This is a genomic window from Paenibacillus sp. Y568, from assembly GCF_059445545.1.
On the sequence record NZ_JCAIUM010000001.1, the window covers coordinates 224,950 to 239,512 of the forward strand.

General features: G+C 42.6%; 15 protein-coding genes. 4 read left to right on the plus strand and 11 right to left on the minus strand.

The window, feature by feature from the left end; all coding sequences use genetic code 11:
* Positions 1-130: 130 nt before the first annotated feature.
* Complete coding sequence (gene lpdA, locus AC1D7X_RS01110; protein WP_495474488.1) at positions 131-1,552, minus strand: dihydrolipoyl dehydrogenase; 1,422 nt, start codon at positions 1,550-1,552, stop codon at positions 131-133.
* Between the two features lie 200 nt (positions 1,553-1,752).
* On the opposite strand from lpdA, the gene AC1D7X_RS01115 reads away from it, so the two are divergent.
* Positions 1,753-2,064 (plus strand): DUF2627 domain-containing protein, encoded by a 312-nt coding sequence (locus tag AC1D7X_RS01115; RefSeq protein WP_495454454.1) that lies wholly within the window; start codon positions 1,753-1,755, stop codon positions 2,062-2,064.
* A 73-nt stretch (positions 2,065-2,137) separates the two neighbouring features.
* Here AC1D7X_RS01115 and AC1D7X_RS01120 read toward each other — a convergent pair whose 3' ends face one another.
* Positions 2,138-2,449, minus strand: a complete 312-nt coding sequence (locus AC1D7X_RS01120; RefSeq protein ID WP_495474489.1) for a hypothetical protein — start codon at positions 2,447-2,449, stop codon at positions 2,138-2,140.
* Positions 2,450-2,561: 112 nt separating this feature from the next.
* Positions 2,562-2,771 carry a hypothetical protein gene (locus tag AC1D7X_RS01125; protein ID WP_495474490.1) on the minus strand — a complete coding sequence of 70 codons (210 nt, stop codon included), beginning with the start codon at positions 2,769-2,771 and terminating at the stop codon, positions 2,562-2,564.
* A gap of 121 nt (positions 2,772-2,892) precedes the next feature.
* Here AC1D7X_RS01125 and AC1D7X_RS01130 point away from each other — a divergent pair, with 121 nt between their 5' ends.
* Together AC1D7X_RS01130 and AC1D7X_RS01135 are read left to right on the plus strand one after the other, a co-directional pair.
* On the plus strand, positions 2,893-3,462 hold the full coding sequence (locus AC1D7X_RS01130; protein ID WP_495454451.1) for a thymidine kinase: 570 nt from the start codon (positions 2,893-2,895) through the stop codon (positions 3,460-3,462).
* 102 nt (positions 3,463-3,564) lie between these two features.
* On the plus strand, positions 3,565-4,296 hold the full coding sequence (locus AC1D7X_RS01135; RefSeq protein ID WP_495454450.1) for a ZIP family metal transporter: 732 nt from the start codon (positions 3,565-3,567) through the stop codon (positions 4,294-4,296).
* Positions 4,297-4,316: 20 nt separating this feature from the next.
* On the opposite strand, the gene AC1D7X_RS01140 is transcribed toward AC1D7X_RS01135, so the two are convergent.
* The 3 genes from AC1D7X_RS01140 to AC1D7X_RS01150 form a co-directional block, all read right to left on the minus strand.
* The gene (locus AC1D7X_RS01140) at positions 4,317-5,147 is read right to left on the minus strand and encodes a stalk domain-containing protein (RefSeq protein WP_495474491.1); all 831 of its coding nucleotides are present in this window, start codon (positions 5,145-5,147) and stop codon (positions 4,317-4,319) included.
* A 161-nt stretch (positions 5,148-5,308) separates the two neighbouring features.
* The gene (locus AC1D7X_RS01145; protein ID WP_495454448.1) at positions 5,309-5,434 is read right to left on the minus strand and encodes a hypothetical protein; all 126 of its coding nucleotides are present in this window, start codon (positions 5,432-5,434) and stop codon (positions 5,309-5,311) included.
* Positions 5,435-5,460: 26 nt separating this feature from the next.
* A complete protein-coding gene (locus AC1D7X_RS01150) occupies positions 5,461-5,787 on the minus strand; it encodes a hypothetical protein (protein WP_495454447.1) in 327 nt (108 codons plus the stop codon).
* A 244-nt stretch (positions 5,788-6,031) separates the two neighbouring features.
* On the opposite strand from AC1D7X_RS01150, the gene AC1D7X_RS01155 reads away from it, so the two are divergent.
* Positions 6,032-6,256 (plus strand): hypothetical protein, encoded by a 225-nt coding sequence (locus AC1D7X_RS01155; protein ID WP_495454446.1) that lies wholly within the window; start codon positions 6,032-6,034, stop codon positions 6,254-6,256.
* A gap of 157 nt (positions 6,257-6,413) precedes the next feature.
* Here AC1D7X_RS01155 and AC1D7X_RS01160 read toward each other — a convergent pair whose 3' ends face one another.
* From AC1D7X_RS01160 to AC1D7X_RS01180, 5 genes are read right to left on the minus strand one after another with little or no spacing between them, the layout of a single operon-like run.
* On the minus strand, positions 6,414-7,628 hold the full coding sequence (locus AC1D7X_RS01160; protein ID WP_495474492.1) for a VWA domain-containing protein: 1,215 nt from the start codon (positions 7,626-7,628) through the stop codon (positions 6,414-6,416).
* A 2-nt stretch (positions 7,629-7,630) separates the two neighbouring features.
* Positions 7,631-9,994, minus strand: coding sequence for a DUF5682 family protein (locus tag AC1D7X_RS01165; RefSeq protein WP_495474493.1), 2,364 nt, complete (start codon positions 9,992-9,994; stop codon positions 7,631-7,633).
* Positions 9,991-11,073, minus strand: a complete 1,083-nt coding sequence (locus AC1D7X_RS01170) for an ATP-binding protein (protein WP_495474621.1) — start codon at positions 11,071-11,073, stop codon at positions 9,991-9,993. Before AC1D7X_RS01170 ends, AC1D7X_RS01165 begins: the two co-directional genes overlap by 4 nt.
* A 31-nt stretch (positions 11,074-11,104) precedes the next feature.
* On the minus strand, positions 11,105-12,967 hold the full coding sequence (locus AC1D7X_RS01175) for a HEAT repeat domain-containing protein (protein ID WP_495474494.1): 1,863 nt from the start codon (positions 12,965-12,967) through the stop codon (positions 11,105-11,107).
* A 27-nt stretch (positions 12,968-12,994) separates the two neighbouring features.
* On the minus strand, positions 12,995-14,428 hold the full coding sequence (locus AC1D7X_RS01180; RefSeq protein WP_495474495.1) for an SWIM zinc finger family protein: 1,434 nt from the start codon (positions 14,426-14,428) through the stop codon (positions 12,995-12,997).
* Between the last annotated feature and the right edge of the window lie 135 nt (positions 14,429-14,563).

The following is a 14,563-nucleotide window of genomic DNA, read 5'->3' on the forward strand; positions in this document are numbered from 1 at the left end:
CTGATCTTAAAACCAGGTACTAAGACTAGGCTAAACCTATTATAATCCTTTTACCCCTAAAAAGAAAAGGCGGTTTGATTACATTTCACATAAGAATTTTAAACTTATAGATTACAAATCCCATTCAACCTTACATTCCGATTGCATTTCCATCGACTGCAAGCATAGCTTCTCCAAGCACTTCAGACAAAGTAGGATGTGGATGGATAGTCTGACTCACTTCCCAAGGTGTTGCATTCAGTACTTGTGCCAATGCAGCTTCGCTAATTAAATCCGTTACATGAACGCCAATCATCTGTACCCCTAGAATATCATTTGTCTTGCGGTCAGCTATCACTTTGACGAAACCTTCTTTGTTTCCATGCACTAATGCTTTTCCAATCGCTTGGAAAGGGAACTTCCCAACTTTAACTTCCAATCCTAATGCCTTGGATTCCTTCTCCGTATAGCCAACACTCGCTACCTCAGGACGCGTATATACACAACGCGGTATAAGTTGTGATTCATACGGATGTACTGTTTCTCCAGTCATGTGATTCACAGCTGCAATTCCTTCATGGCTTGCTGCATGGGCCAATTGAACGCCACCGATCACATCTCCTATAGCATAGATGTGTGCTTCACCAGTCTGTAAGTACTTATTAACCGCAATATATCCTTTTTCAGTACGCACGTCCGTATTTTCAATACCAATGTTCTCTACATTGGCTTGCCGTCCAATCGATACAAGCAACTTCTCAGCGGTTAGACTATGGGTGCTACCCCCTTGTTCTACATTGATTGTAACTACTCCACCACTCACCTGGTATGTATCCGCTAGCACTTTACTACCTGTCATTACCGTAATGCCACGACGATTAAAGATTCGTGTTAGCTCTTTGGAGACTTCCTCATCTTCTTGTGGAAGTAGTTGATTGGCCGTTTCTACGATCGTAACCTCGACTCCAAAATCATTCAGCATAGAGGCCCATTCCACTCCAATGGCTCCACCACCGATAATAACTATAGATTTAGGTAGCTGCTCCATTAATAGTGCCTCATCGCTACTCAGAATATGAACACCATCTGGTTCAAGACCTGCCAGTATCCGAGGACGGGAACCTGTTGCAATAATTAAATGTGTTGGTACTATAGTCTCCATTTCACCGTTTGCTAATTCCACAGCTACTGCCCCACTCTTAGGTGAGAATATAGAAGGTCCAGTCACACGCCCTTTGCCGTGTAGCACTTTAATTTTATTTTTACGCATTAAATATTGAACGCCTTGATGCAATTGTTCTACAATATCCGTCTTTCTCTGTTGCACTTTAGGGAAGACCACTTTGGCTCCACTTGTTTCAATACCATAGCTGTCGCTTTCTTTAATCTCCGCAAATACCTCCGCACTACGTAATAAAGATTTGCTTGGAATACAGCCTCGATGGAGACATGTCCCACCAAGCTTGTCCTCTTCAATAATCACGACATCTTTACCTAACTGCGCGGCACGAATTGCAGCCACATAACCACCGGTACCTCCGCCGAGTATTGCAATATCACATGTAATAGTCATATATATCCTCCACCTATTTGGTTTTCACCTAATGGAATGTCACAATCATCTTGCTTAGATTGACATTCCGTCACTCTCTTATATTCTACTCTTTTTCATTCATATTACAAAGTTTAGCCTTTTATTCAAATAGACATCCTTCCATGAAAACGGTATTATACAAGGAGATAAATATTCCAAGAAATAGGAAGGATTTAACCATGAAATTACTCATTACCCGCTTCATCGCCATTCTAATATTGGTTATTCCAGGTTTGATGGCTATGACAGGATTTCTAATGATGAAAGATAGCCTATTCGATTATCTCTCCATACATGGTGATGCGTCTGTAGCGGATCCATCCTTCCAATGGCTTCATTTTGGAGGAGGACTTGTCCTCTTTGTTGCTGGTATGGCTTTTCTGGGAGGTTGGATTCTCACTCGAGATCGGAAACGTAATTATGTCGGTCCTCGCTTCAAAGAAAAAAGGAAACCGACTCCACCCAAAGCTCCTACTCAATCGAAAATGTGAGGGTGGAATGAATCAACCCAAAGAGACCCCGTTTGTTTAACGCTAACGGAGTCTTTTTTTCTATTTCCAGATTTCAAAAGGTTCCTTGATCACTCGCAATGATATTAATCGTATCCTGAATATCTGCTTGCGACTTATTAGCATTCGTTGGTGGACCCAATATAGGTAACTCCGTTAGCTTATCTGTTGTCAGTAATACTTGTAATATATTATCACGAGTGTAGATCACAGAATCTATATTAAAGAAGCCAGCCAGAAGGGCACCAATAAGAGAAATTTGTTGTGGAGTTAAATTTGGGGTAGAGCCATTCGTACTTTGCCCCTTGTTAGAAATTTGAACTCTTTTTCTCCGTCGTCGCTTTTTATTGGAAGAAAGACTCACCATCACCCCACCCTTCAACAGAAGCTATCCAACTCTCCTTCCTATAACATATATCAAGAAGTCTGAATTGGTGTGATGGTTAGGCCCATTTATGCATACATAAAGATATAAACTTTTATTCGTATAAAGCGTCACGAAGCTTTGTCGACATCCTTGATTCCTTAGAATTGGATTTCAAAATGGTCTTTCTTAGTGAGAGATTCAACTGAATACACTTATCTAAATCCTCCACAAGATCCTTCACAAGTTTGTGGGTTTCTGAATCAACTGACCCTGTTCTTTCTAAATCTGCAATTCGTTGTTTGTATTGTTCAATCGATTCCATATTTTTTCTCCTTTAAAAGTACTGTTTATGTGTTTCTAGTTTTGTTAATATAAATAAATGTACAGGAAATCAAAAATTCCTCACATCATACTTAGAGGCAAGTTGAAAGGAAGAGGTAAGGTTGGCACAGTTATTTTTTAAATATGGGGCTATGAATAGTGGTAAATCCATTGAAATTCTTAAAGTCGCCCATAACTATGAAGAACAGAACAAACACGTATTAATCTTCACATCAGCGATCGATGACAGGGACGAAGTAGGTTACGTTTCCTCAAGAATTGGTTTACGTAAAGAAGCAATCCCTATCTATGAGGATACTAATCTTTTTCGAATCGTACAAGAGCATCAACCGAAACCATCATGTGTACTCATCGATGAATGTCAGTTCATGACTGAAAAAGGGATCCTTCAACTAGTCCAAATTGTGGACGAACTTCATGTTCCCGTCATGGCATTTGGTCTTAAAAATGACTTTCAAAACAACCTGTTCGAGGGAAGTAAATACATGCTGATTTACGCGGACAAAATTGAAGAGTTGAAAACCATCTGTTGGTTCTGTGAACGTAAGGCTACCATGACATTGCGTGTAGAAAACGGCAAACCTATCTATACAGGACAACAAATCCAGATTGGTGGTAATGAAACCTATTATCCCGTATGCCGTAAGTGCCATGCCAACCCACCGTTATAGATCACAAAACAAACCGCTTCTGTATCCATTATTTGAATATAACGGATTGTACAACTAACAGCGAGATAACTTAACAATCCATCATATATAAGGAGTGTTCTTATGGAAGCAGCTATTATTGGAAGTTTTATTTCGGCAATGGCTACCGTTTTGGGAGCCGTTCCTTTATTCTTTGTCAAGAACCTATCTGAAAAGTGGAAGGATATCCTAATCGCCTTTACCGCAGGCATCATGGTATCCGCTTCCACCTTTGGATTGATGCCACAAGCTGTCAATGAATCTGGCATTGTAGCTCTAACCATTGGATTGTTGTTAGGTATTGTTGTTCTTGACTTAATTGAGAAGAATATACCTCATATTGATGTTGAGAATGACTCTGGTATTAGTACGTTTGATTCCAAATCGCTACTCGTCATTATCGCTCTATTCATACATAACATTCCAGAAGGTCTTAGTACCGGGTTTAGCTTTGCAAGTGACAACGAGAGTTTGGGTCCCATGGTTGCCATCTCAATTGGTGCTCAGAATATGCCCGAAGGATTGATCTTGGCAGTATTCTTAATGAATTCTAACCTTACAAAACTCAATGCCTTTCTACTCGTTGCACTCACTGGTTTTATGGAAGTCATTGCGGCGATTGTAGGTTACTTCACCGCAAGTTACATCGAATCTTTAATAGGCTACGGTCTGGCTTTCGCTGCTGGTGCGATGATGTTTATCGTGTATAAGGAACTCATTCCTGAGAGTCATGGTCACGGTTATGAGAGACCCTCCACATACTCATTCATCATAGGTTTACTTGCAATGGTCTATATCAGTTACATGTTCAGTTAAATTATCCTTCAGTCATAAGGCTATTCTTCGTCTTGAGAGAAGATAGCCTCCCCTGCTATATAGACTCCATTCTTAACCCTATATTCAATCTCTAACTCCCCAATGAAATCACCTGGAGAAACTTGTACAGCCGCAGAAGCCTTTATGATATTGTCTTCAACATAATAATGAATAATATTACCGATTACAGGCTCTTTGAACCAGTGCTCCCTCTCTGTGCTCAACTTATCATTCGTAGTCAAGGTCTGATGACCATTTACAACCAATTCAATGCCTTTACTTGTCACATTTCCTGTGAACTGTTTTTTGATAGCAATGATCGCATCCTCGACAGGAATATTCGAGCCTGAATCACCATTAATTAAGTGAAGTTCGCTTATGTAGACTCCTGTTCCATATCCTTTAGTTAAAATAATCGCAATTTCCTTATTTCCATCTCCGTTCAAATCAACCGTATGAATCTCTGGAACATAGTTTGGGTTCGTTACAGTGTACCCTTCTAAGGCTCTACTGAATTGATCAGTAGTGATTTCTAATTCTTCATAATCCCCACTCTCCCCTTCCTTTCCAGTGATTACAATATGATCTAATTCAGAAATGACCTTTTTTTCGTAATCCTTGATTTCAACTTCTTTTGAATTCGCGTTATAAGAACCTATTTTATTGAACGCTTCTGTAATGGTCGTTAAAGGTACCATAACTCGTCCATTTATAATTTGTGGTGGTGTTTCTGTTACTTGTTCATTTCCATTTATAATTAATTTAATTGGATTCGATGCGAAAGCTATGACAGAAGTTCCAAGTAATACACAAGCAGCCGTGGTCACAATGACCCACTTCTTAGATTTCAATGTCAATCCACCTTTCATGGTGTAGGGATTTAATATATCTTATCGTATGCTCATTTTAGCAAAGTTTCCAGAAAAAAGATTGTAACTTTTTTATTTTGTCTCTATTCAAGAAAAAAACACCCTTAGCGAGGTGCTTATCCATACTTTACATATAAAATATGCTAATCTCTTGTTGGTGTAGCACTTAGCCCTTCAATATCTGAAGAACCAAAAACAAATAACACAACCAATATAATAACAACTACACTCTCGGCGAAAAAAGTACCATCAAAATTCTGATCACTCATTGACTTTACCTCTTTCCTTGTGGTCATCAAGTATTTCCACCCATGGCCTGAACAAGCTCAGCTACAGTTAAGTTGGCATTATTGTTAATGAAATCAATTAAATTATTCATATTGGCGTTATTCGTGTTATTCATTTTTTTCAACGTATTATATTGACCTACTAAACTCACAATCATGGTTGCTTCTCTAAATATTTGAACTGCATCGACTCTTAATTTCCCTGTTACAAGTAACGCAGCCACAATAAATTCTAAGTTATGTCCCTGCAATGAGTCCAAGACCGTCGAGTTCGATGTTTTATTTTTTTTGGATGAATTATTTTGCTGTTTTTTATTTTTCCCCACGGGAGTCATTCATTCTTCCTCCCACCCTATATTGTATTTTCAAAGTATGCACAACACTGACAATAATCCTTATTTAATAATCTATTCACCAACAATGTTCCCCGTTACTCTAAAGCTCCTTAAACATCGCCCTATTTAAGATTACAATATTCGATTTCATTCATATCTTCACTACGCCACAGGTAACTTAGCCGACACAAGCTAGTCATATAACTCATAAAATGACCTATGACATGAAAGGAGGCTGACAACAGTGGAGGCATATTATAACTGTTTGAGTTGTATGAATCGTAGAGTGCGTATTCTTACGACAAATGGATACACGCATGAAGGAGTAGTAACCGGCGTAGATAGCCAAAATGTTTATTTGAGAACGGACTCTCCTAGAAATAAAGTACACACATCTGCCTTTTATTACCCAGGCAATCAAATATTGACCTTAAGTTTATTCACTTTATTAGCCATTGCATTAATATAACAAGCAATTACTGTCCACAATGGCTTCTGATATTTGTCAGCAGTCATTTTTTCCATGAAGTTAGGTATACCAAATACCACTTCTTTTGGGGGTTACGAATAATCCAAAAAGAAGTGGTATTTATAGGTTATGCTTAAAATCAAACTTAATGTCGCTCTTAAATTCCTTTGGTTCCTAGTCTTATGGAAAGATCCGTCAAATCCTGCCCCTTCAATGCTCCCTCTACTAGCTGAGGAAGAAGTGCTGGGGTACAAGCAAAGGTTGGAGTACCGTCACGGGAGAAAGCCTTCGCAACCTGTTCATCATAAAATGGTTTTCCTTCATCCGACAAGGCTAGCAAACAAAGCGTTTTGACACCGGACTCCTTCATCTCCCGCATACGCCGAATGAGCTTCGACTGGTTGCCACCTTCATAGAGATCCGAAATAAGGATAAACAGTGTTTTTTTCGGTTCCTCTATAAATTGCTCACAATAGGCTACTGATTTATGAATATCAGTTCCACCACCAAGCTGAATGCCGAAAAGCATATCCACGGGATCATTGGCACATTGCTCAGTCAAATCAACGACTTCTGTATCAAATACAACGACACGGGTCTCCAGTGCCGGAATACTTGCAAAAATGGACCCAATGATCGATGCCCAAATCACTGATTCTGCCATAGAACCACTCTGATCGATATCGATGATGACAGTCCACTCTTTGTTCTTCCTTGCTCGGTCATAGAAATAAAATCTCTCAGGAATGATCCTCTGCAAGCTGACATCATAGTTTTTCAGGTTGCGTTGAATCGTCCGCTTCCAATCAATGCCGCTTAATGAAGAGAGTGGTGTATGTTGTCTTCGGTTTAGTGCTCCAGTCACTGCCCTTTGAATATTTTGTTCCATTCGCTTGATCAGCTCATCTACGACAGACTTTACAAGCATACGGGCCGTTTCTTTGGTTTGTTCAGGTATTTGCCCCTTCAATGACAATAAGGTGCCTACAAGCTGAATATCTGGTTTAATACTAGCTAATACTTCAGGTTCTAACAACAGTTGTTTCCAACCCTTACGCTCCATCGCATCGTTCTGGATCACAGACACTACATCCTCGGGGAAAAGGCTACGTACATCTCCGAGCCACTGCGCTAACCGTGGTGCAGATTGTCCCTTCCCCGCTCCTCTAGAGCTCGAAAATGGAGCACCACCTATATCGCTAACTTGATTGGTCTGATCATAGATAGCTGCCAGGGCACGATCCATGATTAGTTCTTCATCCGATAATACCATCTGCTCAACTTGACCAAATTCAGACAGTTGATCTTCCGCATCCTGACCTAGAATAAGTCTCCAACGGGACAACATACGACGATCTACAGAACTTACCATCGTCAAAAGTCCTCAAAATCAAATTCGTTCAAATCATCTAGCATTTTAATTTCTTCCTCCTTCAAGTCATCCATCAGTATCTCCGCAGTTTGCTCGCTGTTAACGCCCCATAATTCTCCGAGAAGCTCAGCAATCATACTCTTCTCTTTGGGACTAAAGAAACTGAAGGCTCGTCGTAAAAACACGAGAGCACGCACAAACTCTTCATCCTTAAGTGAGGTGATATATACGTTTAATTGTTCCCAGAGACTCATTCGAGACAAGAGAGCATAACGGTTGCGCATAGCTAAGCCTTCAAACCATCCGGCACCCAAGTCAGCTGGTATACCAGGAGATAGCCGACGCGATACTTCTTGCGCACATTGTTGAGCAGATATAGCATTTCTCTCTAACAAAATCGCACAAGCGAGGCCAGACAGGCGTGGATGACAATCATCCCGATCGGACAGACGAGTAAGTTCCTGAATCCACAATGATTCATCTACTTCTTCACTATGTTCGCCCGAAATATTATTCATTTCATTCATCGCCATAATCATAGAATCCGACACTTCATCGTTGCATTGACTGGCGTCGTATAAGAAAAGACAACCACGCATAAACAGTTGTTGCAAAAGTGGTACCAAAGGGGCCGTATCTATCAGGCGAACACCCCCATAACGGATCAACCCGGATAACTCTCTACCTGCAGCTGCAATTCGAACAACATCCTGACTCTCTACCGAAAGACGCTGAAGCGCCTTCCTTCCTGCTTCCATCTGATGGATCAGCCCACACTCATAGGCGGTACGGATCAGTACAGAGGCTTCATCCATAGTATTACAGCTTTCCAAACGTTGGTGTAGCACATAACCTGTAGCTACCTCTACTGTTTCGCCAAGTAACGTCGATTCAACCACTTGAATCTCCACCTCGGGTGACCACTGTACTACCCAATGTTCCGCCCATATTGCCTGTTCTAAGGACTTCGATTTTTCCTTCACAAAGTGAATACCGAGTAACTTCAAGCGATGAAACAAAAACGAACGATTCAAATCTAGATATGCGGCTTCTTCTGATGAAACTCTTCGATTCTCACGCAAGTCTAGTACTAGATCGTTCGCGATCGTAGACTTATATTTGTCCAGCTTCAGTCTTTTCAACTGCCGGTTCATGTCATCCTGAATGGGAGTCTGACTTATGCCTTCCGCCAGTTCCCCCATAGCGGTTCCGATATCCGTGCGTGCAAGTGACTCCGCCACAGGTGACAATTCTCCTCGCCCGAGCAACGTCTTCGCTGCATCACGCAGATCTTGAAGTGTTGGTGCGCTACCTCCATGCAATGCTGTCAAAGACTCAGCCAGACGAACCGCTTCGATGATCTCAGCTGTAGAGCGGTATGTTCCGCTGTTTCTCATATCGCTTGCAATACTTGATAAATAGTGATGTGGAAGGTCACTTAGCGTACCATTAACCATCCGATTCCACATCATTTCAAAATAATGGGGGGCGATGTTGCCAGCCCCATACCCCGAAAGAGAGGACAACTTATAGTACGAATAGGGCATAAGCGTCAGTTTAGTTTTGCGCGATGGTAAACATCGTATTTCTTCATCATTCATCCATCTGGAAAGATCAGTTAATGCAGATGCATGATACGCACCGCAGATCACGACAATGTTACCCGGTTCATGTCCTGCTGCAATGGTGTCCACAATTTGCCGACGCATATAGGACTCCCGTACAGTATTGTACGCGTATTCCAGTCTTTCCTCACTTCGCTCTTTCTCTTCAGTCAACTCACGCATATGATTGGAAAAAGCGAGGATTGCTTCGCGGTAGGCATCTACATTCAAATTATGTTCAAAGTTTCGTTCCCAGTAAGCATCATAATCAGACTCTCCAGAAAGCTGTACAATACGATCATATACGGATTCTCTAGTGTAATCGACCTCTTTTACATCTTCAACATCTACAGATTCCTTTTCACGTTTTTCTTCACTGTCCTCAACTTTCTCATCCACATCCAATGTTGCGCCACGTACATCCTGCAAACAGACGGTGGAAGAAGAAGGTAGGTCGATAAAAGCACAATAAGCTCCCTGCTTGCGCGCCCACAGCATTGCTTGATACTCTGGTGAGTACACCGCAAATGGCCAAAGCACCGTTCGCACGGGCAGTTCCTCTGTAAAAGCGAGAATGGCAACGGGTGGCTTCGTTGTACCACTGGTTAAATGGATTATTTCCGGCGTTGCGTCAGAAGGACCCTCGATAAGTACTGCCGTAGGTTGGATATGCGATAGATAGTCTATGACATGCTTGGCCCCGGCCGGGGACAGGTGCCGCACACCAAATATATGTACGCCATCTCCGCTTACGCCATTCACGAATTAATCTCCTTACAGGCTGTGTACAGCCCTCGCCAACTAGCCCCACGTTTTTTCATAATATTGTCTAGGTATTCTTTCCATACGAGCCGATCCTTGTCGTCATCTTTTACAATCGCCCCTTGCAATCCTGCTGCCAAATCTTCATCTGTCATTTCTCCATTACCGAAGCTCGCAGCAAGTGCCATACTATTCGTTAGTAGCGAAATAGCTTCTGCCGTCGAAATTACACCGGCTGGTGATTTGATCTTCTCTTTCTTGTCGAGCGTCATGCCACTTCGCAACTCCCTAAAGATCGTAACGACCTTCTGAAGTGCCTCATCTGCGGGTACGGCTGCCTGTAAATCGTAGGATGATGCGATTTCTGCAACACGTTTTTTCACAATTTCAATTTCCATTTCCAGATCTGCTGGTGCTGGCAAGACGATAATGTTGAATCGTCGTTTCAGTGCTGTGGACATCTCATTAACCCCACGGTCCCTTGTATTGGCTGTAGCAATGATTGAAAATCCCTTGCGCGCATTCATTTCCTTACCAAGCTCAGGTACCGATATCGTCTTTTCCGATAAAATAGATATTAAAGCATCCTGCACTTCTGAAGCACAGCGCGAGATTTCCTCAAATCGGGCAATACCTCCGGCTTCCATCGCACGCATAATCGGACTTTGCACAATTGCTTCCGGTGTAGGCCCTTGAGCCAACAACATAGCATAGTTCCAAGAATAACGGACTTGTTCTTCCGTTGTGCCTGCAGTTCCCTGCACGACCAGACCGGAATTACCGTAAATGGCTGCAGTAAGGTTCTCAGAAAGCCAAGATTTTGCTGTCCCAGGCTCCCCGATCAGTAACAAAGCCCGATCCGTGACAAGCGTTGCAATTGCCATCTCGATAAGTCGTTGATTACCGATATATTTCGGAGAGATAACTTGTTTACCCGCTATTCCACCTACGATAAATTTCAGAACGGATTGAGGTGACATCTGCCATCCTGCTGGAACCTTACCTTTATCTTCACGAATTAACGCTTTCAGTTCTTCATGATAAAGTAGCTCCGATGGTTGACGCATTACATCCTGCATAGCTTGTTCAGTGCTCACTTGTACCACTCCTTTATGAATGAATAGACTGCATGTTGTTCAGGATATAATGAAGCTGTTCTTCGGCTCTGTGTAGAAATTTAGGAAGTACGGCTTGAATGCGTTCAGCGAAACTTACAGGAAGTTGACACAGCTGTTCGAAAAGGAAAGGCTCTATTTCGTGGCAATCGATATTACGTTCGTCTTCCATGGCTTGCATGAGAGCTTCATGAAGTACGTAGTCTCTCGTCTCTGCACGCACAAGTCCCATAACCGTCAGATTAGCATACCGATTGCGAAACTCTGGAGAGGTCTGAAGCTTGCCAAGCAAGTAATTCACCACTTGTTCATCCCCTGGTCGAGCAAAGGCGCATACCAACGCAAGTACATCCTGCTCAACAAAGTGTTGCAACCATCGGACATCCCAGGCATTCGACATCGAGATTTGTGGCAACATTTCGACATGATAGGTATACGAATTCTCTTCGTTGTAAGCCCATATTTGTTCATAGACCCTATATTTACGGAAAATGACGAGATCTTCGATCGTTTCCAGAAGCCGTTTTCGCCGTTTCGCAACTCGGCTAACTGGAGTAGCTTCGAATCCTTCAAGTAGTAAACTCACATACTCTTCATACACTCGATTTGGTGCCAATATAGATTGTGCTTTACTGAACACTTCATTAGCATAAGAACTGCTGTTTACCGTTCGTTTTAAATCTTGCTCTACATTATCTATCAGAAGCTGACGGGCTTCTTCGGAGTCTACTTTTTTCATATACAACGTTGCTTCATTGACGAGGAATGTCCAGCCTAAAGTATACATATACAGTTCATACTGCTCTAAGACCCCACGGTATAACACTTCAAGCGCTGGGATTTCTTTATGGTGGAGTGCCCATAAATATCGTTTTACCTTCGTCCAAATGTCCTCAGTCCTATTTTTATCATTACTTACTTCATGAAGCGATTGAAGCTCCCTAGCGAAATCGTGGACCAGATGCTCGGTGAGTACAACCGAATGGCTTCGAGCCAAGGCTGGATTGACGAGCTCACAGTCTTTCCCAGTGGATGCTTCATAAAGACGATCGATTGCGCTCTCCCAATCACTAGCAGACAGGGCATCATAAGCTGCCTCTCGTATCCCCTTTTTCTTGTCACGGCTCCAATCAAGCACGGCCTTCTCGTACGTATCATGACCAGCTAACAGACGTATCGCTGTCGTACGTACTTCATCTGAACCCGAAGACGCCGATTCGAAGATCACTTCAAGTACTTCCACACCGCCATTCTTCGCGATCACCTTCAGCTTCCGCGACTCTACCTTGCCCCCTGCCGGATCAAAGGCTTGTTGCAAATAAGGTACAATCTCTGCACCATAGGAAGGCAAAATATCCGTCATCGCAAACTCTGCGATCTCTACATAAGGATCATTCAACGCCTCTATAGCAAGCGGAAGTAGCCGGAGATCCTGAAACACTCCTTCTTGATAAGCTTCTTTTATAATCTCATAGCGTCCACCGCCTCTTGTCGTTAAGGCGGCTCTAACAGCCGATAACTTCCGATAAGACAAGCGGGCATGTAAGTGGATTGGTTGGTTTCTTATTGCCGTCAGCTCTCCATCCAATGACGTCGTGCCTTGAGTGTGCAGCACAGAGAGAAGTAATACGTTCAAATCCTGAAGTTGTCTGGCAGATTCCGCCGTGCGCTTCGAATCAGGTTCGATCAGCGCCTGAATCCCTTCACCCAATTTTTTAATAACCGGTGCGCGCTCCCCTAACTGTTGAAATTGGGGGAGGATTCGTTTCAAACGAAAATCACCCGTAGCCAGCTCGCTTCCTGCGATATAAATACGTCTGAGTTCCTCGTTTAGCTCTTGCAGAAGTGCGGTACTCATGTCCTTTCCTCCTCTGAATCAAAACATCTAGTATAGTAATCGAATGATTTCCTGATTGGTAATGATGCTGAGCGGCTGTGCGAGTAAGCGTCCGCTGTCTAGTTGATGTTCAAACATCACAAGCATAGCTACATTATGCAGTACCTCATCTGACATATATCTTAAGAGCGACACCGTTGGCTCCGTATAGTGATCATGTAATCCAAGCATTTGTCCGGACTCATCGCGAATGGCATATTGCCCTTCTTCGTTTTGACATACTTCACGCACGTATAATAACATCACCGGATTCGGATCGCTGAGTGGATTTTTAATCTGATTTTTCACTTTTTTAATGGCCTCAGCATAGGAAGGTGCTACAAATTCACGAATACGTGACATATCATACTCTGATACCGGTCTTGCTCTCATCTCTTCAAAACGCACACGACAGTTCATTTCTCCGGGATAGCGATACAATATCGGGATTTCTGCAACATCGAAAAAGCTGTCCTCCTCGCGCATCAGCTTCGCGGCTTTATAAGGACGGTAGTGGACGGTGCGGTGGATCTCACCACTATCCATCTGGATCCAATAACCACTGTCTACATATTCTTGGCGAGCCTGCTCATCATAGCTGAGGAAGGAGAGCTGGATTAACTCCGTTTGCCCGCTTACAAGCCCTGCTTCCTTCAAGTCCGTCAGCTGCCAGGCATGCCCAAGCCATTCCTCAATTGTTGTCTCATGATCAAGCGTATGATCAGGATCTTCCAACTTATTATTCAAATGAATCCGGCCCTTCTTGATAAAAGCATGAATAATGGCTAATTGTTCAGAGGCATACGTGTATGTATCTTCGATATTTTCTTTCGCAGCCAATAGCAGATATAGCCTGCGTAATTGTGTCTGCGCACCTGCTAAATAATAGCTTCCCATCTGCTTGATGTGATCCTGAATCACTTTCAAATCTTTCGCATCCATCGTTCCTAGACCACGGCGGATTAGCGTATCTGTCAGCTTTTCGAGCACATCCAATCCTTCTAACTGTGATATAATTTTCTTCTTCAATGCAGATTTATTCACTTTCTTCGGCTTAGAAGAGGTCCCTTCCACTGCTTCCTTTGCCTTTTTCTCTTCTCTTTTCTCTGCTTTATCACGCTTAGCAGCAAGGTCCTCCGGCACGTCCGCTACTGTAAAGACTGTTCCTTCAACATGAGCATACAACAGGCCCAGCACATGCTTACAGGGAATCTGTCGGCTCGGACAGGTACATCGCATGACAGGTTTGTCAGGTATGGCGAAGTCAGCAGAAGGTAAATAAGGCGTTTTCCCGCTACCCGCACATGTCCCAAACAGCACCTCCTTGTTCTGTGATTGATGTAGTTGCAGGAATTTTCCCTTTCTTACCAGATCATGCCCATTCTTAATGGCTGCGCTATTAGGCGCAAGCGAATCTATCCAAGACTCCGTTATTTCTATCATGTCATTCCTCCTACTTCCAAGCTAAACATACTGATTGTCATAAAGCCTACCGCCATTCTATAATAACACCTAGGATTTGGCATGGTAAATACCTTCTAAATTCCTAATTAGGAACAAACATTCTCGTTTTAAGGT

What these genes read in the sequence shown, in the direction of transcription:
- AC1D7X_RS01175 (WP_495474494.1), bottom strand. Translation starts at nt 12,967, where the DNA reads ATGAGTACCGCACTTCTGCAAGAGCTAAACGAGGAACTCAGACGTATT.
- AC1D7X_RS01180 (WP_495474495.1), bottom strand. Translation starts at nt 14,428, where the DNA reads ATGATAGAAATAACGGAGTCTTGGATAGATTCGCTTGCGCCTAATAGC.
- AC1D7X_RS01125 (WP_495474490.1), bottom strand. Translation starts at nt 2,771, where the DNA reads ATGGAATCGATTGAACAATACAAACAACGAATTGCAGATTTAGAAAGA.
- AC1D7X_RS01115 (WP_495454454.1), top strand. Translation starts at nt 1,753, where the DNA reads ATGAAATTACTCATTACCCGCTTCATCGCCATTCTAATATTGGTTATT.
- AC1D7X_RS01145 (WP_495454448.1), bottom strand. Translation starts at nt 5,434, where the DNA reads ATGAGTGATCAGAATTTTGATGGTACTTTTTTCGCCGAGAGTGTAGTT.
- AC1D7X_RS01135 (WP_495454450.1), top strand. Translation starts at nt 3,565, where the DNA reads ATGGAAGCAGCTATTATTGGAAGTTTTATTTCGGCAATGGCTACCGTT.
- lpdA (WP_495474488.1), bottom strand. Translation starts at nt 1,552, where the DNA reads ATGACTATTACATGTGATATTGCAATACTCGGCGGAGGTACCGGTGGT.
- AC1D7X_RS01160 (WP_495474492.1), bottom strand. Translation starts at nt 7,628, where the DNA reads ATGGTAAGTTCTGTAGATCGTCGTATGTTGTCCCGTTGGAGACTTATT.
- AC1D7X_RS01150 (WP_495454447.1), bottom strand. Translation starts at nt 5,787, where the DNA reads ATGACTCCCGTGGGGAAAAATAAAAAACAGCAAAATAATTCATCCAAA.
- AC1D7X_RS01170 (WP_495474621.1), bottom strand. Translation starts at nt 11,073, where the DNA reads ATGCAGGATGTAATGCGTCAACCATCGGAGCTACTTTATCATGAAGAA.
- AC1D7X_RS01120 (WP_495474489.1), bottom strand. Translation starts at nt 2,449, where the DNA reads ATGGTGAGTCTTTCTTCCAATAAAAAGCGACGACGGAGAAAAAGAGTT.